Here is a 19,431-nt window from a genome sequence, read left to right as displayed (position 1 = left end):
GCTCAGCCCTCTTTGGGGGCGGACTTGTCGTCCGCGCCACCCGCGATGGACTCGCGCATCGCGGTGTCGGCCATGATGTTCTGGAGCCGGTAGTAGTCGAACACGCCGAGCTTGCCCTCGCGAAACGCCTGGGCGATCGCCAGAGGGATTTGTGCCTGCGCCTCGATGAGCTTGGCCTGCATTTCCTGTACGCGGGCGCGCATTTCCTGTTCGGCGGCGATGGCGGTGGCGCGGCGCCCCTCCGCCTCGGCCTGCCGCAGTTTCTTGTCGGCCTCGGCGCGCTCGGTTTCGAGCAGCGCGCCGACGTTCGCCACCTCCCGCGCGCCGCTCACCCCTGCGACGCTGACGTCGGCGATGTCAATCGAGACGATCTCGAAGGCGGTCTGCGAGTCCAGTCCGCTCTCCAGCACCTTGCGGCTGATGTGATCGGGGTTCTCCAGCACGTCCTTGTAGGTCGCGGAGGAGCCGATCGCGCTCACGATGCCCTGGCCGACGCGCGCGATGATGGTGTCTTCCGTCGCGCCGCCGACGAGGCGCTCGAGGTTCGCGCGCACCGTGACGCGGGCTTTCACCAGCAGACGAATGCCATCCTTCGCCACCGCGTCGAGCATTGTGGTGCCCTTCGAGGGATCCGGGCAGTCAATCACCTTCGGGTTCACGCTCGTGCGCACCGCGTCGTACACGTCGCGGCCGGCCAGATCGATCGCGGCGGCGCGCTTGAACGTGAGGTCGATGTTCGCCTTGTCCGCCGCGATCAGCGCCTGCACGACGTTGATCACGTTGCCACCGGCCAGGTAGTGCGCCTCGAGCTCCTCCGTCGAGACGTTCAGCCCGGCCTTCACCGCCCGGATGCGCGCGTCCACGATCAGCGTGGGCGGTACGCCGCGCAGTTTCATGCCGAGCAGGTTGAACAGGCTCACCCGCGCGCCGGACATTACCGCGCGGACCCAAACCTTGAGGAAGTAGAAAAACAGGCTGATCAGCACGATGCCGAGGATGACCAGCGGAACCACCAGCAGTACGACAATCGGGTTCATCGCGTCGTCCTTCCCTTTGTCGGCCGAACTCTATGCCAGCGGCGACGTCGCTGCAACCGGCGCGGGCTTGATTTTCGCGGCGCGGATCGCATGCTGGCGCGCGGTCCGCATTCGCGGACGGTAGAGAGCGACACCACGATGAATCGGGATCTTCTGCGACGCCTCGCACGGGAGCACGGCACGCCGCTGTTTGTGGTCGATCACGCGCAGTTGCGGCGCAATCTCGCCGAGTTCCGCCGATGGCTGCCGAACGTGCAGCCGTACTACGCGGTGAAGGCGAATAGCCTGCCCGAGGTGGTCCGCACGCTGTACCGCGCCGGCGCGAGCTTCGACGTCGCCTCGCTCGCGGAGTTCAACCTCGTGTACGAGAACATTCGCGATCTCCCTGAGAAGGAGCGGCAGGACTTCATCTGGGACAAAATCGTCTACGCGAACCCGATCAAGGACCCCGTCACGCTGCGCACGCTCGACCCGTACCGGCCGCTGGTCACCTACGACAATGCGGACGAGATCCGGAAGATCGCGAAGCACGCCCCTCACGCGGGTCTGATGCTGCGGCTCCGCGTGCCGAACACCGGTGCGATGGTGGAGCTGTCCTCGAAGTTCGGCTGCGAGCCGGGCGACGCGGTCGGCCTGATCGAGGCCGCCCACGACGCCGGGCTGACGGTGGAGGGGCTGTCCTTCCATGTCGGCAGCCAGACGACAAACTTTCAGAACTATGTGCAGGCGCTGCATCTGGCCGCCGGTGTGCTGCGCGAGGCGCGCGCGCGGGGGTTCTCGAAGATGATCCAGCTCGATATCGGCGGCGGATTCCCCGCACCGTACGACGCGAACGTGCGTCCGTTGCGCGAGCTCGGCCGTCTGCTGCGCGCGGAAATCCGGCGGCTGTTTCCGCGGGACGTCGCGGTGCTCGCAGAGCCTGGCCGCTTCATCGTCGCGACCGCCTGCACCCTGGTCGCCGAGGTGATCGGACGTGCGGTGCGGGACGGAAAACCTTGCTACTACATCAACGATGGCGTGTACCACACCTACTCCGGGATCATTTTTGACCACATGAAGTATCCCGTGCGCGCGTTCCGACGCGGTCCCACGCAGCTGTCCGCGGTGTTTGGTCCAACGTGCGACGCGCTGGACACGATCTCGCTCGCCGAGCCGTTGCCCGCGCTGAAAGTGGGCGACCTGGTCTACACGCCGAACATCGGCGCCTACAGTCATGCGTCGTCCACCTACTTCAATGGGTTTCCGCCCGCGCGGGTCGCGCATGTGAACTATGAGGGGTGATCGGCGGATGAACGGCCGGTGGTTCACAGAAGGGGGGCGGACAGCGGTTCGCGTCCGCGCAGCGCCGGATCCAAGCCTTGGATGGTTCATGGCTGCGCGCCTCCAACGGTTGGAAGACCGTGTGCGGTCGCGGGCGCGGGTCTGCGGGCTCCGGCCGCTGGCGGCGGCGAGCGCCGGCGAGCCTGCGCGAGGGGAGCCGGGGCTCGTTCGCGCACGGCGGTTTCGCTCCGCAACGCCCGGTCGAGCGCAGCGCCGCGTTCGAGAGTTTTTCGACGCCCCGACGCCGGGCGGATCGCGCCGCGCAGCGAGGGCCGTCGCCGCTGCGCTTCGCTGCTGGGGCGCCGGCGCGGAACTGCTGGCGGATGGCGGTGGCCAGCGGCCAGAGTCTGACCGAACCGAACAGTGGGATCGTCCGCAATACGAAGCGGGGCGAGGCGCTGTTCGATGGGGGCCACTCGGGGCGCGACGCCGGCCGGGGGGGACATCTGCCGGTTCAGGTTCATACGGGCGAACTGCCGCGGAGGGAATACCGCGGACCGTAGCTCTCGCCGCCGGACGATGATCGCGGACAACCCTCGGCCGCCGGCCGTCGCGACAGGCGCGCGCTGGTTCGATTCGCACGCGCATGTGGACCACCTCGACGATGCGGCCGCCGAGCAGATGTGCGAACGGGCGGCCGCCGCGGGGGTGGTTGCGATCCTCGCGGTGGGGGGCACGCCGGCGATGAACGCGGCGGCGCTGCGTTTGGCGGCGCGCCGGCCGGCGCAGGTTGCGGCGGCGGTGGGATGGGACCGTTCGCTGGCCGGCGCGGCGCCGTCGCTGGCGGAGCTGCGCGACACCGCGCGGCGGCCTGAGGTGGTCGCGGTGGGGGAGACGGGGCTCGACTACCACTACGGGCGGGAGACCGCCGGCGCGCAGCGCCGGCTGTTCGAGGAGGTGCTGGCGCTGGCGGCGGTGGTGGGCAAGCCCGTCGTTGTGCACAGCCGCGAGGCGGAGGAGGACACGCTCGCGATGCTGCGGCAACACGGGGAGGGCTGGCGCGGCGCCCCGGGGCGGCTGGGCGTGATCCATTGCTTCACCGGCGACTGGCCATTTGCGCGCGCACTGCTCGATCTTGGCTGGCACATTTCGTTCAGCGGCATTGTGACGTTTCGCCACGCGCACGATCTCCGCGAGATCGCGGCGAAGGTGCCGGAGGACCGACTACTGATCGAGACCGACTCCCCGTGGCTCTCGCCCGAGCCTCGCCGCGGCCGGCCGAATGAACCGGCCCGGGTGGTGGACGTGGGCGGCGTGGTGGCTGCCGCCCGGGGGCTGGCCCCCGCGGCGCTGGCCGAGCTCACCTGGCGCAACGCCGCGCGGCTGTTCGGTTGGCCGCCGGCGAGCGGGGGATGAAGCCGGGTCCGCGGCCGGTCAGACCAGCGACCAGGGTGCGCGCATCGGCCGGGACAGCATCGCGGACGCTTCGCTGTCGCCGATGATCTGCTCGCGGACCGGATCCCATTTGAGCTCGGTTCGGCGCAGCCGCAGCAGGATGTTGCCGAGGTGCGCGATGGTGATGCTGCGGTGCCCGACTTCGGCGGGGCAGATGGTTGGGCGGCCGCTGTAAATGCAGTCGATGAAGTTGGCTTCGTGGTCGTTGCTTTCGTAGAGCCGCACCGCCGAGTCGCCGAGCGGCGTGCGGCGGAGTTCCTCCGGATGGCTCTCCAGCACGCCGCGGCTGCAGTAGATCCAACGGCCGTCCTCGCCCTCGAACCTCACGCCGCCGACGCCGCTCTTGGGGTCGGCGACCTCCACAATCATGCGGGTGCCGTTCGCGTAGTCGGCCTCGAACGCGAACGAGGTCGCGGTGTTGTAGAGCGCATCGGGTGGCGGGAACTCTGCGCGGCCAGAGTGGAAGCGGATCGGGCCACTGGCGTCCATGTCGAGGGCCCATTGCACGATGTCGAAGTGGTGGGCGCCGAAATCGGTGACCATTCCGCCGGAATAGTCGTAGTTGTGGCGCCAGTTGAGCGGGTGGAGTGCGGGCCGGTATTCGCGTTCCGGCGCGGGGCCCAGCCACATGTTCCAGTCCAGCCCTTCGGGGACGGGTTCCGGCGCTTGGCGCTGTGCGAGCCCGCTCCAGTCCTTGTGGCCGCCGGGCAGGGAGACGCGCGCCACTCGGACCTTGCCGATCACACCGTTGCGCACCAGTTCGCAGGCCTTGCGGAAGTGCACGCTCGAACGCTGCTGCGAGCCGGTCTGGAATGTCACGCCCGCGGCGCTGACCGCATTCACGATCGCACGGCCTTCCCCGACCGTGAGCGCGAGCGGCTTTTGACAGTAGATGTGTTTGCCGGCGCGGGCGGCTTCGACCGCGATAATCGAGTGCCAGTGGTCCGGCGTCGAGATGTTCACCGCGTCCACCGAAGGGTCGGCGAGAATCTCGCGAAAGTCGGCGGTGACGCGGCAGTAGTTCGTCGTGGCGGGGTCCCGGCCGGCCTGTTTTGCGTAGTGTTCGTTCACGAGCCGTCGCCCGTAGTCGCGGCCGCCTTCGAGTTCGCCCTGGTAGCCATAGTGGCCGGAGAGACGGTTCACATCGCAGACGGCCACCACCTGCACCTTTTCGTTATGCAGAAACTGCCGGCCCGTGGTGTGGGCGATGGTGCCAAATCCGATGCAGGCCAGGTGGATCCGCTCCGAGGGAGCGGGACGGCCCCGCCCAAGCACCGACGCTGGAACGATCAGCGGTGCTGTGACGGCGACCGTGCGACGCAGAAACGTGCGCCGCGTGCAGTCCGCACGAGTCGAAAGGCTATTCATACCCGCATAGTATCGCGCCAGAAAAATCAGTCCAAGCCGAACCACGTTCCCGGCGGGTGGGCGTCCGAATCCGGCGCCGCCGTACCGGCGGGGGAGGCTCAGGGGGGATGGGCGTTCGGCCGTCCGGCGCGCAGTCGCTGCACCGTGTAGGCGGCCGGGGAGACGGTTTTCCGGCGCACCTCGTCCCACGCTTGCATCTCCTCGAGCGTCTCGAACAGCGCGACGCAGGCGGTTTCGTAGTCCACCTCGGCGAGCTCGGCGACCAGGCGGGTGCTGCGGTCGAGAAGTTTCTTGTTCGTTGCGTCGACGTGGGCCATCCAGTTGCTAACCAGCCGGCCCAGGCGCCCCATCGTTGCAGAGGAGACCGCGTTGAGGGCCATTTTCGCGGCCAGATGGCTGTCCAGCGCCAGCGGCGACTCCGTCGTCGCCAGATCAATGTGGATTTGATCGGCGTCCGGGACGCTCGGCTCAGGCCGTCCGATCGTGATCATCCATCGCGATTCGAACGGCGACGTGGCGGTGCGGAAGGCGTTCAGCCATGCGTCCGCCTGCGGGTCCACGATCGCGACCTCACGCCCCACCAGCAGCGCCAGCGCGGCGTTCGGTTGGACCTCGGTTCGCGAGGGATCCGGTTCGTTGCCGATGCGGTAGCTGTAGAGAGCGGCACGGCCGATCCGGGGCGGTGCGGCACGAAGGCGCTCCGGCGCGCCGAGCCGCGCATAGAGTTCAGGGGTCCATTCCAGACATCTCGGCTCGCGCTCCAGGATTTGACGCCAGGCGTCGGGCGTCGCGCGCAAAGGATCCTTCACGAACGCCCAGGGCGCCGGAGAGACCGCATCGTCGGCCGGCCGGAACGGTGGAATTTTGAAGGTCGGCGAGCGTTCGGTCGTGTCGGTGAAGATGTCCAGCAGGTGGTCGCGGGCGAAGTAGGTGATCCGCCCGCCCCGCGCGTAGATGGAAGACTCTAGCTCAACCCACCGCGCCAGCGCGGCGAGGTTGGCTTCGGACCGGAGCTGCCCCAGCAACTGTTCGAAGCGGATCAGCGTGTGCAACGGGTCCGCGGTACGGGCGAGCGAGGGCACGGCCACGCACAGCGCTCGCGTCGCGTCGTCGTTGCGTCGCGCGAGATGATCGGTGAGCGCCGCCTCCAGCGCGGCCCCCACGACGAGCATCTCGATGGTGGTTGCCTGCATCCGGGTCGAACCGGCGACCGCCATCGGGCCGGTGCACAGCTCAATGCAGGTCACCGCGGGGTCGCGGATCAGGCGGCGGGAACGCTCCAGCCGCTCGGCGAGCAGGTCGGCGGGATTGTTGAACACAAAGAACACGCGCGCGCCTCGGGCCAGACCGCGCAGCGCAGTGCCAATCACCGACGAGGTCTCACCACCCTCCGAGATCGCGACCAGCACGTCGCCGGCGCCGATGTCGAGCTCCTCGATCTGTTGCTCGCCAAAGCTGATGAAGTCCTCGAAGGACTCCACCGAGCGAATCAGCGCATAGTCGCCGCCGGTCATGACCGATCGAGTGCCGTCGGCCTGCCGCGCAAATGCATCGCGCAGATGCGGGTGCCGCTCGAACGTCTTGCGCCAGAAGCGCCGCCAGGCCGCGTCCAGCAGGATCGCCAGCCGTCCGGTCGCGCCGCAGCCGCTGAAGACGATGGTGCCGCCGCCGTCGAGCGCACCGGACATTGCGTTCCGCAAGGACGCGAACTCGACCGATCGCATCGCGCGCCGCGCGACCGGCGGCAGATCGTCGTCCACGCTGAGGAGCATGCGGAGGCCCGCGGCGGTGTTGGTCCGAAGGACTTCCGCAAGCCCGTGGGTCTTGGGATGGGGCTGCTCGGTGACGAGAAAGCCGAGATGAAACTGCGTCTGGTTGCGAACGAAATCGAGCGCGCGTTCTCTCGCGGCGTTGCGCTGCGGCACGGGGAGATCGGCCGAGGCGGTGATCGAGGTGCTGAGTGCCGTGCAGACGACGAGTCTGGCTGATGGCCACATCTTCGGGATCTTCGCTCTTCGTCCGACGTCGACCGCTCGCCGCCTGCCTTCGCCGGTGGGCGGTGCGACGAGGAACCCTAGGCGGGATCCGCTGCGGCGGTCAAGCTGCTCGCTCGCCGACGGCGGATGCGAGCAGTGCAGCGGGTGCGCGGCCGGCTTTTGGAAAAAAGGTGGCGGGTCGGCTAGGATGTTATCGGCGGAGTGGAGCCTCGTCACACGATGCGCGCGAGGTGGAGTGTCGGGCTGTGGTGGCTCGTCGTGGCGACGGCGGCGGCGGAGGTGTCCTTCCTGGCGGACTTCGAAGAAGGCGGCCTTGATGGAATGTCGGTGAGGGGAGGGCAGGTGCTGGTGCAGTCGGCGGCCGCCCGGCAGGGGCAGTACGGAGTTTGGCTTCGGAACGGCGAACTGGGCTCGACATGGATTCCGCTGCTGGGTGGGCAACGGTACAAGGCCCAGGTTTGGATCCGCCTTGTTGGCGAGAGCGGTAGCGACTGGGGCGGGATGCGTTTGGAGGTGGTGGACGAGAGCTGGAACACACTCGCACACTCGGGTGCCCTAGAAACTGCCAAACATGGTACGAACTGGCTCAAGTTGTCATTGCCGTTCACGGCATCGGACCGACGAGTGATGGTGCTCGTCGGCTACTTTGGCGGCCCGGGCCGGGTTCAGACCGCGCATGTGGACGACGTGACGATCCGGGCGGTGACCGGTTCGAACCTGCCACCGGTGATCCGATCGGTCGGACTCACGCCGGTGGCGCTGGTGGCGCCGGCGAGTCAGGCCTACGCGCTGGATGCGGACGATGCGGACGGCACGTTGGACCAGGTGGTGTGGGAGTTTGGGGACGGCACGCGCGCATTTGGGGTGGCGGGCCGGAGGACGGTGGGCATCGCCGGCGATTTTGTCGGCCGCGTCACGGTGGTGGACGAGGAGGGGGCGGTCGCTTCGGCGACGTTCTCGTGGTCCTCAGCACGGACGGGCTGGCCGGTGCTCACGCTCGGGCCCGCGCCCCCCGACGGTTCGACGACGACCGCCTCCGCGATCGAGATCGGTGGCACGGCGAGCGGGGCGGTGCGCATTGCGGTGTCCACCGACCGCGGTTACTTTCGCGAGCATGGGGGGACGAATCCCTGGCCGCTGGTGGTGCCGTTGCAGCCGGGGTGGAATCGAATCACCGTGCAGGCGCATGGCGCGGGTGGCGCGGTGGTCACGCGGGAGCGGCGTGTCCGTCGAGTGTTCGGGGAGCCCCTCGCGATCGAGTTCGTCGGGACACCCCCCGCCGCGGCGCAGCGATGGGAAACCGTGGAGATTTTGTTCGACCTTCGCAACTCGGCGGCGACGCATCCGCAATTTCCGCTGCATTCCGCGGCGACGGGCCTGGAATGGATGGACGGGGTCCGCGTGGACGGTGTCTTTCGCCATCCGGATCATCCCGGGCGGGAATGGCGGCGGCCGGCGTTCCGGTGGCAGCGCTATCGGAGGGCGCTGCGGGACGGGGAGGAGTGGATGTATCCGGAGGGTGAACCGGTGTGGTGTGTGCGATTTTCGCCGCCCCACGAGGGTGCCTGGACATGGCGGGTGGAGGCGCGAGAGGCGGCGGGGGATGCGCTCACGGAGTGGCGACCGCTCCTCGTCCGTGCGCCGACCGACCCGCGCAACCGCGGGCCGATCCGCGTTTCGGAGCGGGACCCGCGTTACTTTGAGCACGCCGACGGTACGTACTTCAGCGGGGTGGGGCACGGGATTGGATTCGGCGCGGAGCGGTTCAGCTATGAGGCGGAGGAGCTGTTCGCGCGGATCGGCTCAGCGAACCAGAATCTGATGCGCTGGTGGATCGCGGGCTTGGTGTGGGGTTCGGCCTGGCAGCCGTGGTCGTCGCGAACGCTCCCCTATGAGGGCACCGTGCCGGCGACGGGGCTGGCGCTCGAGTCGGCATTCGGCCACGGGCTGGCGGCCTGGCGGCTCGACGCGACCAATCCGATCATGTTCCAGGGGTTCATGAGCGGACACGCCGGGCTGATGCCGGGCCGCGTCTACCGCGTGCGGGTGCGGTGGCGCACAGAGGGGATCACCGGTCCGCGCGTGCCGGGCTTCGCCCACGGGCTGTGCCTCAAATTTGTCGGATGGCCGGAGCCGGGGCAGACGCACACGCTACCGGCGCTCGTCGGCCCACAGGCGGGCGACTCGCCGTGGCACGTGGCCGCTGCGGAGTTTACCGCGGAGACCCACCTGCTGCCGAATCTGGCGATCATCTGGGAAAATGCAACGGCTGGCCGGGGTTACGTCGATGAGGTCGCGGTGGAGGAGAAACTAGGGCCGACAACGTGGGGACCGAATCTGTTGCGTTCGCCGTTGGCGAACTCGCATTTACAATTCGATGCGCGCCGTGGGGCGGGGATTGAGGTCATCCTGCACGCGGCGCAAGAGCGCGGCATCACGTTCCGGCTGAACATTGGCGAAAAACAGGAGTTCCTGCTGAACCACCTCTCCCCGCAGGGACTGCCGGATCCTCGTGGCGAACGATATTTCGATGCGCAAGCCGGCGCGGTGCGCGAGCTGCACCACGCGCACTGGCGGCATCTCTTCGCGCGATTCGGCGCGTTTCGTTCGATCCATTCATGGGAGCTGGCCAACGAGGTTGCGCCGGGGCCAGGGGCGGCGTTCGATTTGGCCGCTCAGCTTGAGCGCGCTGCCGCCGCCGACGGCAACCCTCACCCGGCCGGAATCTCGACGTGGGCGTCGCTGGCGGAGGCCGCGTGGAACTCCAACGTGGGGCGCGGGATTTCGCACGTGGACTTCCACTGCTATGTGTACGCGACCGGCTGGATCGAACCGAAGGCGGAGCTTCAGCGGGATTCTGCCCGTTTCTTCCGCGAGTATGCGCGAGCGGCGCGCAGCGTGTTCCCCGACCGCCCCGTCGTTTGGGGTGAGATGGGTTTGGATACCGGCGGCGGCAGCTCGGACGATGAGGAGCCGCGGTTGCGCGAGGACGCGGAGGGCATTTGGCTGCACAAGATCGTCTGGGCGCGGACCGGTGAAGGTGGCGTGTATCCGCTCTACTGGTGGACCGACAATATCTTCACGAACGACCTGCATTCGATCTTCGGTCGGTGGCGAGCTTTCATTGAGCCGCTGCCGTTGTGCAACGGCCGCTATCGTGAGGCGGCACCCGTCACCTCCGATGCCCGCCTGCGCGCGGTCGGGCAAAAAGATCTGGTCGTGGGCCGGGCGCATCTGTGGCTGGACCACGCGCAGCACACTTGGCGGGCGGTGGTGGACCGCGTGGCGGTCACCGCGATCACCGGCACCGTCATGGTGGAGATGGACCGCGCGAACGCGGTGTACGATTGCGAGTGGTTCGATCCGTATGCGGGTCGGCCCGTCGGCGCGATTGCGCTCACCAGCGATGCGAACCGCCGGCTCACCTTACCGGTGACCGCGCTTCAGCGCGACCTGGCAGTACGGATTGCCCGGCGACTCGGCGCGGCGGAACGGTGGCGGGTGGAGCATTTCGACACCCCCGAGAATGTCGGCGAGGCCGCGGATGCGGCCGATCCGGACCGGGATGGCCGGCCCAACCTCGAGGAGCGTGCGTTCGGCACCAATCCCCGCCGTCCCGACCGGGGCACAGTTGCGGTGCGCCTCGGCGGCGACCCGCCGCGGCTGACACTGGAGTATGTGCGCCGCGCGCCGCCGCGTGATGTGAGTTTCCGGCATTTGGGAGCGGACGACCTTCGCGGTGTTTGGTCGCCAGATGGTCTCGTGGCGGAGGTGCTCACTGCGGACCCCGGGATCGAGCAGGTGCGCGTGCGCGACGCGGTGCCGCTCGACGAGCGCCCCCGACGTTTTCTGCGGGTGGATGTGGTGTCGGAGCCTGCACCATGAACGGACGGAAGGGCGGAGCTGGCGGGCGGATGCCGCCCGCCACCGGAACAGCTGTGGGTGTGGCGCTCATGGCCGTCTGCGCGATGGCGCAGACGCTGCAGTTGGAACGGACGCCCGCCGGCACCGCGCGGCTGCGCTGGCGCAGCGTGCCGGGAGAGCGGTTTCAGGTGCACCACACGGCGGATCTGCGCCAGCCGTTTGCGGCGCTGTCGGAGGTGCTCAGTGCGACGGCGCCCTCCAACACCTGGGACGATCCGGCAGCGTCGCAGCGGCCGGCGAGTTTTTATCGCTTGGATCTGTTGAACGATCCGGCGCGCTCGAACTGGTGGCAGCACGCTCACGATGCGATGCGCACGGGCTATGCGCCCGCGGCGCCTGCTCATCCATGGCGGTGGGCGTGGCAGTGGAATGGGTCGGATGCGCAGGGGCGGGTGGTGGCGAATAAGATCCTGCTGCCGCGCAACGTGCAGCCGATTGTCGCCGAGGGCCGCGTCTTCATTGCCGCCGGTACCAACGGGCTCATCGCGCTCGATGCGGCCACCGGCGTGGAACTGTGGCGGGTGCAGCTCGGCGGGGCGCTGAATTCGACCCCCGCCTACGATCCGCTGTCCGGCCGGCTTTTTGCGGTTTCCGCAGACGGCCGACTTCACCGGATCCATCCGCAGACGGGGGCGACAGAGCAGTCGATCGTGATCGGTCCGCCCTCCGCGCTGCCGCTGCCGCCTGCGATTGACCGTGGCCATCTCTGGGCGACGATGGGCAACCGCATGATCAGCTACGATACCTGGACGCGGACGATTCGATGGACCTACGTTGCGCCCGCCGCCTTCGAGACGCCGCCGGCGTACTCGCGGCGCCACGAGCTCGTGATCGCGTGTGACTCGCAGTTGTACGTGACCGCGGTATCGGATCGCGATGGCACCACGCGCTGGCGGACAAGGGCGAGCGCGCATACGCCCGAGCCGGGCGTGACGACGTATGCGACCGGCTGGCCGGTCATCGCGGAGGACCATGAGCTGGTGCTGTTGCGCCTGCGGATCGCGTGGGACTACTTGTGGCGGGACATCTTCGAGGTGCCCGACAATAACGTGATCCGCCAGCGGCTCGACGCAACGCCGCTGGCGCGCTGCCACTTCGCGCTGCGGCTCGCCGATGGCGAGCGCGCGTTCGACATCAACAACGGGCTGGGCGGTTTCGGCGATGGCGGCTACATGCCGCTCGGTGGCATGCCGATCGTACGACGGATGCCGGATGGTCGAGAGGTCGCGCTGAACATCATCCGCGGGGACCCGCGGTATGACGCGCGGTGGGACTCGCACTTCGGCGAGATCATGCTCGACAACGAAACCGTGCCGGGTCTGCGCGCGGGCGACGTCCGCTGGATCCGCCACGGCAACGATCCCACTGACGACGCCTTCCTGCTCACCGATGAACAGCCCTTCCTTTCAGCGGCGGGTGACTATCTCTTCGGTTCACACTGGCTCGTCACCTATGCGATCCGACCACTCGACCGCGGACCGCAGTTCGGCAGTTTCACGAACAAGATCAACTCGACGAATCTTTCGTGGCTGATCGTTTCGCAGGGCCGCTGCGGCCCCTGCAGCTTCTCGCCGACGCACTATTGCGCGCTCGGATTGCGCGAAGACCCGGGCTGCGGCCGTCATTACGCGGCGGGGTTCTACGTGTGCTTTGATCAGGGCGAGGTGCACGACCGGTATTGGACCGAGTACGGTTGCGTGGTGGGGCTGCCGGACCGGCTGATCGTCCGCGACACCACGGGCGCGATCGTCTGCCTGGTCAGCGGCGATCCGACCTCTTCGCCGCCGGCCTCTGCGGTTGGGGCGCCGAGCATGGGTGCCGCCGCTGCGCTCGCCGCGGGCGGACCGGTGGCGGCGGCGCAACCGCAGCGTTCGGTCGGGCCGACCGCGATGCTGGCGGGCGAGCTCCGGTACGTGTTCAACAACGGCAAACACATTCTGCTTGCGCTTGAGTTTCCACATCAGGGCACGCCGAAGGTGTTGATCGCGCGGGAGCACTGGCCCTTGTTCGAAGGGCTGGGGACCGACCCCGGGCGGGATCGGGCCGGGCTGTGGCGGGAGGGGGATCGCATCCTCGCGGTTGGCCGGCCGACGTATTACCAGGGAGATCCCGCCATCCGGGTGAGCGACCCGGTGGAGATTCGAGTCGAGCGGTGGGCACGATGAGCGGCAGGGGCGGTCGGAGCAGCCAGCACCGCCGCTGGCGCGGGTTACTTCGCGGGGCGCTCGCGGGCGCGAGCGCGGCTGCCGCGGCCGACTGGCCGATGCTCGGCTTCAACGCGCAGCGCCATGGCGGTACGCCACACGAGGTGCGGCCCCCGTTCCAGCGGGCGTGGTACCGTGTGTTCCCGGACGAGGGGCTGCAGGCCGGTGTTCAACCGGTTGTCGCGGAGGGGCGGTTGTTCATCGGGACTCTTCGCGGGGTGCTCTACGCGCTGGAGTCGCAGACCGGACGGGAACTGTGGACGTTCCGCGCGGGCGGACCGATTCTGCACGCCGCAGCGGTCGCGGAGGGCCGGGTCTTCTTTGGGGGCGCCGACGGCCGGCTGTATGCGGTGGCCGCGGCGGACGGTCGGCACCTCTGGTCGCTGGCGACCGGCGCCGCCATCTGGAATGCACCCGCCGTCCAGGGCGACGTGGTGATCGTCGGCGGACGCGACGGCGTGCTCTACGCGGTGGATGGCGCATCCGGCCGTGTGCGCTGGAGGGCGCCCCTCGGCGCGCCGCTTTTGAACAGTCCGGCCGTGGATCCCGCCCGTGGCCGCGTCTACATCGGCAGCGAGGCGATGTGCGTGCACGCGCTCAGCCTCGCAGACGGCCGCCAGCTCTGGCGCAGTCCGAAACTGCCCGGCGCCTCGATGCGCGGGTATCACCCCGTCATCGCGCCCGACGGTGCAGTGATCGTGACCACACAGCCGGTGATCAGCTACGACCGCATGCAGGAGTTGATGCTCGAGATGGTCCGCGAGGTGTTCGGCGACTTCGCCAGCTGGCGGCACCCCCCCGAAGTGAACGAGCGGCTGCGCGCGGAGAACTTTCGTCAGCTCGCGCGGCCGGACACCTACCGCCGCCAACTGGAGTACCTGCGCCGGCGCCTGACGGAAGAACCGGCCTACCAGACCGTCTTTGTGCTCGATCCGGCGGACGGTCGGCCCCGGTTCGTCGCGCCGATCGTGTCCTCCGAGAGCATGAACGGCCCCGCCGCGCCGCCGCTCGTGATGCCGGATGGCCGCGTGATTGTAAAGTTCCAGGCGCTGTTGCGTAGCCGCTATGGGCACTATTCGCCGTTCTTGAACGTCGGCGTGCTTGACACGGAGACGGGTCACATCACGCCGCTGCTCGACGAGTCGCGCACCTACGGCTGGCACGACAGTCTGTTGCTGGTGCACGACGAGCAGTGCCAGCTCAGCTACGCGGGACGCCTGCTGATCAACGCGCATCAGAGCGACGTGAACGCGTTGGATTTGCAGACGCTTCAGGGCTACACCGAGCCGCTGGCGCTGAACATCCATGAGCCCGCGCCGGGCGAGGCGCTGGCGCTGCGGCTGGCGGCTTGGCGCGGCGAACCGTTGCCCGCCGGTTCGGAATGGCTTAGCCGCGGCACCGCGGTGTACGGCGGCGGTTCAGTATTGGATGTGCCCGTCGTCGTCGCCGGCGAAGGCTTCTACTACCTGCCTTCTCACGAGCTCAACTCCGGCTGTGCCCTCATTGCGTATCGGGCCGTCCCCGGCGCTCCGCCACCCGCCAGGCAACCGGCGCCGCCCGCGCCCCTCTCCGAGGACGAGTGGCAGCAGGTGCAGCGCCTGCCGTGGGATTGGGACACGTTGGGCACGCCACGGCTGAAGAGTCTGCTCGACGCGCTACCCGGCCCGGTGCCGGGCACAACCCGCGCGCCCCTGGCCGCGGAAGCCGCGCGGGCGGTCGAGAGGATCCCGGACGAGGCGTTGGATCCGCTGATTCGCCGGCCTCTGTTCGATCCTGCACGGATGCTAGCGGTGCCCGCTGAAATCGAGCCCCTGCGGCGGCAGCTGAACGAACTGGTTCACGAGCTGCTCGAGCGGCAGTGGCGTCCGCTGGTGATCCCCGCGGGCAAGCATCCCGACGAAGCATTCCGCTACTTCGCCGACCCCGCCGGCACCCTGCTGACGTTGATGCTCGCGCGGCCGTTTCTGGACCCGCCGCTGCGCGATCGGGCGGATGCGCGCGCCGCGGAGCTCGTTCGCGATGGGCTGGACCGCGTCACGCCGGATGCGGGCGAAAGTCGGGTAGCGTACGACGTGCCCTCACGTCTGGTGCGCATTGTCGACGAGACGCCGTGGGATGAGGTGGGCCGGCTCTATCCGCTGTGGTTGTGGAGCCGTACACCGGGCGGGGCGGGGTGGGTCGCGTCGAACTGGCCCGCGCTGCGGGAGCGGCTGCGCGCGGCATCGCCGGCGCCCGAGGACGATTGCGGGAACGGCCGGCTGGCGGGACTGATGGCGTACTGCCGGCTCGCCGAAGCCGCCGGTGACGCCGAAGCAATGTCGGAGGGGATGTCCGCCGCCCGGCGCGCGATGCGGCAGCGCCTGGTGGAGGCGCTCGCCCACCCGCGCGGCGGGCTTTTCCAAGTCGTGCCACCCGGGCGCAGCGTGGTGGCGCGGTGGCGGCGGCTCACGCCGGAGGTCGGCCGGCTGCTGGCGGACCACGCGGCCGACGTCGAGCGCCGGTTGATGGAAACGATGATTGACGGACTGCGGCCGGGTTGGTGGCTGGCGTGGAACGTTGAGCAGCTCTGGCGCAATGAGACACCGACACAGCTGCCGAGCACCCCGCTGGAGATCTTCGCCGCGCGGGCGCTAATTCTGCGCGAACCGCCGTCGCGGCTTGTGGCGGTGCTCGACCTGCCGTGGTGCCGGGCGGACGAGTTCCATATCCAGAAGCTTTGCTGGGTGCTGGTCGGCGCCGCCCGGCCGCGGTGAACGGGTGCGTGGCGACCGGCGGGTGTTGAGATTGTCGCCCGCAGGGGGCGGGGTGTAGAGTGCCGCCCGAGCTGGCCGCGAGGAGCCAGATGCCGTGATGCACATTGACCCGACGTTTGAACCACCACCGCTGCCGCCTCCGATACCTTCGTCTCGCCGCGGGACGCCTGCGCCGCGGCGTTTGCCGAAACCTCCCTGGCGGCTGTTGATGCTGTGGGCGGTGGTGGTGGGGCTGCCACTCTGGATCTGGTTTGGGTGGCGGATCGAGCCCCGACCGGGGCAGGTCGCGGTCCTGATCCGCAAAACGGGCGCGCCGCTGCCGTCGGGCGAGATTCTCGCGATTTCGCCGCGTCACAAGGGCATTCAGCCGGAGGTGCTCCCCGAAGGTCGCTACTTCCGCAATCCGTGGACCTGGAGCTGGGAGTACCATCCGGTCGTCACAATTCCGGCCGGACGGCTCGGTGTGCAGGTCCGGCTGCACGGCCGTGAGCCGGAGAACGGCCGCATCCTCGCCGGGGACGGCGAAAAGGGCATCCTGCCGGAGATCCTTTCACCCGGCACCTACCGCATCAATCCATACGCGATTCACGTCGAGCAGTTCGATGCGATTTCGATCCGGCCCGGCCGGGTGGGGGTGGTGGTGTCGCTGGTGGGCGCCGATCCGCTCGACGTCGCGCTCACCAACGCGAACACGTTCCTGGTGGAGCGCGGGCGCAAAGGAGTGCTCGCGGAGGTGCTCGACCCTGGCACGCACTATCTCAACCCCTACATGTACAACGTCGTCGAAGTGAATCTGCAAAGTCAGCGGTTCGAGATGAGCGGTGAGGACGCGATTTCGTTCCTCACGTCCGACGGGTTCATCGTGGAAGTGGAGGGCACGCTGGAGTTCTCGATCCAGCGGGAGCAGGCGGCGCTGCTGACGCATCAGGTCGGCGACATGGACGATATCGTGAAGAAGCTGATCCTGCCCCGCGCGCGCGGCTTCTCTCGAATCGAGGGCAGCAAGCAGCCCGCGACCAGCTTCATCATGGGTGAGACGCGGCAGCAGTTTCAGAACACCCTCGAAACGCATCTGCGCGAGCGTTGCCGCGACTGGGGCGTCGCGATCAAGTCGGTGTTGATCCGCAACATCCGGGTCCCCGATGAAATCGCCAGCGTGATCCGCGAACGGGAGATCGCGGTGCAGGAGGCTCGGAAGTTCGAGCAGCAGATCGAGCAGGCGCGCTCCAAGGCGGAGCTGACCCGTCAGGAGATGCTCGCGGAACAGAACAAGGCCCGGGTGGATGCGGACACGCAGCGCTTGAAGGCGGTCATCGAGGCGCGGCAGACGCAGTCGGTGAACGTGACGAACGCGCTGCGCGGCCTCGAGGTGGCGACGATCGAGTTGGACGCGGCGCGGTTCCGGGCCGCCGCGATGCTCGCGGAGGCCACCGGGCAGGCCGAGGTGATCCGAATGGACAACGAGGCGCGCGCGGAGGTGCTCCGCCGGCAAGTCGATGCGTTCGGCGGCGGGCTGACGTTCGCGCGCTACACGTTCTACGAGAGCCTCGCCCCCCGGCTCGAAACGCTCATGACCACCGACGATGCGGAGGGGTTTGGCGGCCTGCTGCGGACGCTGCTTTCGCCGCCATTGCCCGCCGGTGGCGGTACGGCGGCGGAGGAGCGCCGATGAAAGCGATGATGAAGGCGCTCGCCGGTCTGGTGGCGATGGTGGCCGCGCTCGCGGGGGCTTACCTGTGGTTCTTCTGTCGGTTCTACGTCGGCCCGGACCAGATGGCTGTGATCACCGCGAAGACCGGCGCGCCGCTGCCGCCGGGCCAGATTCTCGCGAAAAAGGGACAGCGCGGCATTCGCGAAGATGTGCTCGGTGAGGGCCGCTACTTCTACGACCCGTTCCTGTACGAACGAAAAATTATGCCCGTGATTTTCATCCCGCCCGGCAAGGTCGGCGTCGTCACCGCGAAGGTGGGCGAGAATCTGCCGCAGGGGGAGTTCCTCGCGGAGCCGGGGCAGAAAGGCGTCTGGAAGCGAGTGCTCGGACCGGGGAAGTACCGGTTGAACCCGTACGGCTACACGATCGAGGTGGTGGACGCGGTGAGCATCCCGATCGGCTATGTGGGCGTGATCACGTCGCTTTCCGGCACGCCGGCGCCGGCAGGGGAGTTTGCGGGGGCCGGTCAAAAGGGCATCCGGCGCGACGTGCTGCAGCCCGGCCTCTACTACGTGAATCCGAAGCAATACAAGGTGGACGTGCTCGAGATCGGCGTGAACCAGGTTTCGCTGCTCGGCCGGCAGGGGGGCGAGGTGCTGACGAAGCGCGTCGCGATGGACGAGAAGCCCGCCGCGGCGGCGCAGCTCGCACAGAACCTGCTCGCCGAACAGCAGGAGAAGCGCCGCAACTACCTGGCGGAGTCCTCGCTGCTCGGGCTGCGTTCCCGGGCGGCGCCACGCGCGGACCGGCAAGCGGCCGGGCCGCCGTCGGCGGCCGCCGCGCGCGCGGTCCCGGCCGCGGAAGACGCGGTGTTTGTGCTGAACCAGTTCGTCAGCTTCCCCTCCCGCGATGGCTTCGAGATCAGTCTGGATATGACGGTCGAGTTCGAGCTGCTGCCGGATCGCATTGCGGGCATCTTTCGCACCTACGGCGACCTGCCCGCGGTGGTCGAAAAGGCGATCATGCCGCAGATTCTCTCCGTGTCGCGGCTGAAAGGTTCCGCGTACAAGGTGACCGACTTCATCGCGGGCGACGGCCGTGAGAAGTTCCAGATCGACCTCACCGAGGCGCTCTCGAAGGTGCTCGGCGAGCGGGACATTGTCGTGCACAACGCGCTGATCCGCCACGTGAATGTGCCGGAGAACATCTTGACGCCGATCCGCGAGGCGAGCATCGCGAAGGAGCAGGACGAGACGAACAAGGAGAAGCAGAACACTGCGCGCAAACAGGCGCAGCTGAACACTGAGACCGCGATGATCGCGCAGAAGGGGGAGCAGGTTCGACAGGAAACGCAGAAACTGGTCGCGGAGATCCGGGCCGCGCAGGAGCTGGAGGTCGGTCGGATCGCCGCGGAGACTCAGCGGACGGTCGCGGAGATTGAGAGCCGGACGGCCGAGCTGACCGCGCGCCGGCAGGTCACGCTGGGCGAGGCTGCGGCGGAGTCGGTGCGCAAGGTGGAGGGCGAGCGGGCGCGCGGCCAGCAGCTTCGCGTTGCAGCGTTCCGCGACCCGACCGCACTCTCGCTGTGGACGTTTGCGACGCAGCTCTCGACGAATCTCCGGGTGCATGTGATCCATGCGGGCGAGGGTACGCTGTGGACGGACCTTCGGGGCGCGACGCTCGGCGACCTCGGTGGCGCCCGCGTGCTCTCGACGCCCTCCGGCGCGGCACCGCCGGCGTCCGCCGCGCCGGCGGCGCGATGAGGCGGCGGGGCCGCGGGGG

General features: G+C 68.5%; 11 protein-coding genes. 8 read left to right on the top strand and 3 right to left on the bottom strand.

The genetic code is table 11. The annotated features are described in order from the left end of the window. Positions 1-2: 2 nt before the first annotated feature. Positions 3-1,037 (bottom strand): flotillin-like protein FloA, encoded by a 1,035-nt coding sequence (floA, locus tag N2652_08740; GenBank protein MCX7819280.1) that lies wholly within the window; start codon positions 1,035-1,037, stop codon positions 3-5. 138 nt (positions 1,038-1,175) lie between these two features. Between floA and N2652_08735 the strand changes: the two genes are divergently transcribed. The 3 genes from N2652_08735 (at position 1,176) to N2652_08725 (ending at position 3,713) form a co-directional block, all read left to right on the top strand. After that, a complete protein-coding gene (locus N2652_08735) occupies positions 1,176-2,318 on the top strand; it encodes a type III PLP-dependent enzyme (protein MCX7819279.1) in 1,143 nt (380 codons plus the stop codon). Positions 2,319-2,680: 362 nt separating this feature from the next. Next, a complete protein-coding gene (locus N2652_08730; GenBank protein MCX7819278.1) occupies positions 2,681-2,860 on the top strand; it encodes a hypothetical protein in 180 nt (59 codons plus the stop codon). A 16-nt stretch (positions 2,861-2,876) separates the two neighbouring features. After that, positions 2,877-3,713: a TatD family hydrolase gene (locus tag N2652_08725; GenBank protein MCX7819277.1), complete on the top strand. Its 837-nt coding sequence runs from the start codon at positions 2,877-2,879 to the stop codon at positions 3,711-3,713. An 18-nt stretch (positions 3,714-3,731) separates the two neighbouring features. Here N2652_08725 and N2652_08720 read toward each other — a convergent pair whose 3' ends face one another. Next, positions 3,732-5,120, bottom strand: a complete 1,389-nt coding sequence (locus tag N2652_08720; protein MCX7819276.1) for a Gfo/Idh/MocA family oxidoreductase — start codon at positions 5,118-5,120, stop codon at positions 3,732-3,734. Between the two features lie 98 nt (positions 5,121-5,218). Beyond that, entirely contained in the window at positions 5,219-7,117 is a 1,899-nt protein-coding gene (locus N2652_08715; protein ID MCX7819275.1) for a sugar phosphate isomerase, read from the bottom strand. A 219-nt stretch (positions 7,118-7,336) separates the two neighbouring features. On the opposite strand from N2652_08715, the gene N2652_08710 reads away from it, so the two are divergent. The 5 genes from N2652_08710 to N2652_08690 all read left to right on the top strand — a co-directional run bounded on the left by N2652_08710 (position 7,337) and on the right by N2652_08690 (position 19,412). Then, complete coding sequence (locus N2652_08710) at positions 7,337-11,002, top strand: DUF5060 domain-containing protein (protein MCX7819274.1); 3,666 nt, start codon at positions 7,337-7,339, stop codon at positions 11,000-11,002. Further along, positions 10,999-13,206 (top strand): PQQ-binding-like beta-propeller repeat protein, encoded by a 2,208-nt coding sequence (locus tag N2652_08705; protein ID MCX7819273.1) that lies wholly within the window; start codon positions 10,999-11,001, stop codon positions 13,204-13,206. The genes N2652_08710 and N2652_08705 overlap by 4 nt, the downstream gene beginning before the upstream one ends. Further along, a complete protein-coding gene (locus tag N2652_08700) occupies positions 13,203-15,998 on the top strand; it encodes a PQQ-like beta-propeller repeat protein (GenBank protein ID MCX7819272.1) in 2,796 nt (931 codons plus the stop codon). The genes N2652_08705 and N2652_08700 overlap by 4 nt, the downstream gene beginning before the upstream one ends. Before the next feature lie 97 nt (positions 15,999-16,095). Continuing rightward, entirely contained in the window at positions 16,096-17,670 is a 1,575-nt protein-coding gene (locus tag N2652_08695) for an SPFH domain-containing protein (protein ID MCX7819271.1), read from the top strand. After that, positions 17,667-19,412, top strand: a complete 1,746-nt coding sequence (locus tag N2652_08690; protein MCX7819270.1) for an SPFH domain-containing protein — start codon at positions 17,667-17,669, stop codon at positions 19,410-19,412. Before N2652_08695 ends, N2652_08690 begins: the two co-directional genes overlap by 4 nt. Positions 19,413-19,431 lie beyond the last annotated feature (19 nt).

The sequence above is a fragment of the Kiritimatiellia bacterium genome (assembly GCA_026417735.1).
Classification (GTDB): domain Bacteria; phylum Verrucomicrobiota; class Kiritimatiellia; order PWTM01; family PWTM01; genus CAACVY01.
The sequence above is the reverse complement of the archived record's forward strand: the minus strand, read 5'-3'. Positions and strand labels throughout refer to the sequence as shown.

Excerpts from the sequence above, each read along its gene's own strand:
- floA (MCX7819280.1), bottom strand. The coding sequence starts at position 1,037 with ATGAACCCGATTGTCGTACTGCTGGTGGTTCCGCTGGTCATCCTCGGC.
- N2652_08735 (MCX7819279.1), top strand. The coding sequence starts at position 1,176 with ATGAATCGGGATCTTCTGCGACGCCTCGCACGGGAGCACGGCACGCCG.
- N2652_08730 (MCX7819278.1), top strand. The coding sequence starts at position 2,681 with ATGGCGGTGGCCAGCGGCCAGAGTCTGACCGAACCGAACAGTGGGATC.
- N2652_08725 (MCX7819277.1), top strand. The coding sequence starts at position 2,877 with ATGATCGCGGACAACCCTCGGCCGCCGGCCGTCGCGACAGGCGCGCGC.
- N2652_08720 (MCX7819276.1), bottom strand. The coding sequence starts at position 5,120 with ATGAATAGCCTTTCGACTCGTGCGGACTGCACGCGGCGCACGTTTCTG.
- N2652_08715 (MCX7819275.1), bottom strand. The coding sequence starts at position 7,117 with ATGTGGCCATCAGCCAGACTCGTCGTCTGCACGGCACTCAGCACCTCG.
- N2652_08710 (MCX7819274.1), top strand. The coding sequence starts at position 7,337 with ATGCGCGCGAGGTGGAGTGTCGGGCTGTGGTGGCTCGTCGTGGCGACG.
- N2652_08705 (MCX7819273.1), top strand. The coding sequence starts at position 10,999 with ATGAACGGACGGAAGGGCGGAGCTGGCGGGCGGATGCCGCCCGCCACC.
- N2652_08700 (MCX7819272.1), top strand. The coding sequence starts at position 13,203 with ATGAGCGGCAGGGGCGGTCGGAGCAGCCAGCACCGCCGCTGGCGCGGG.
- N2652_08695 (MCX7819271.1), top strand. The coding sequence starts at position 16,096 with ATGCACATTGACCCGACGTTTGAACCACCACCGCTGCCGCCTCCGATA.
- N2652_08690 (MCX7819270.1), top strand. The coding sequence starts at position 17,667 with ATGAAAGCGATGATGAAGGCGCTCGCCGGTCTGGTGGCGATGGTGGCC.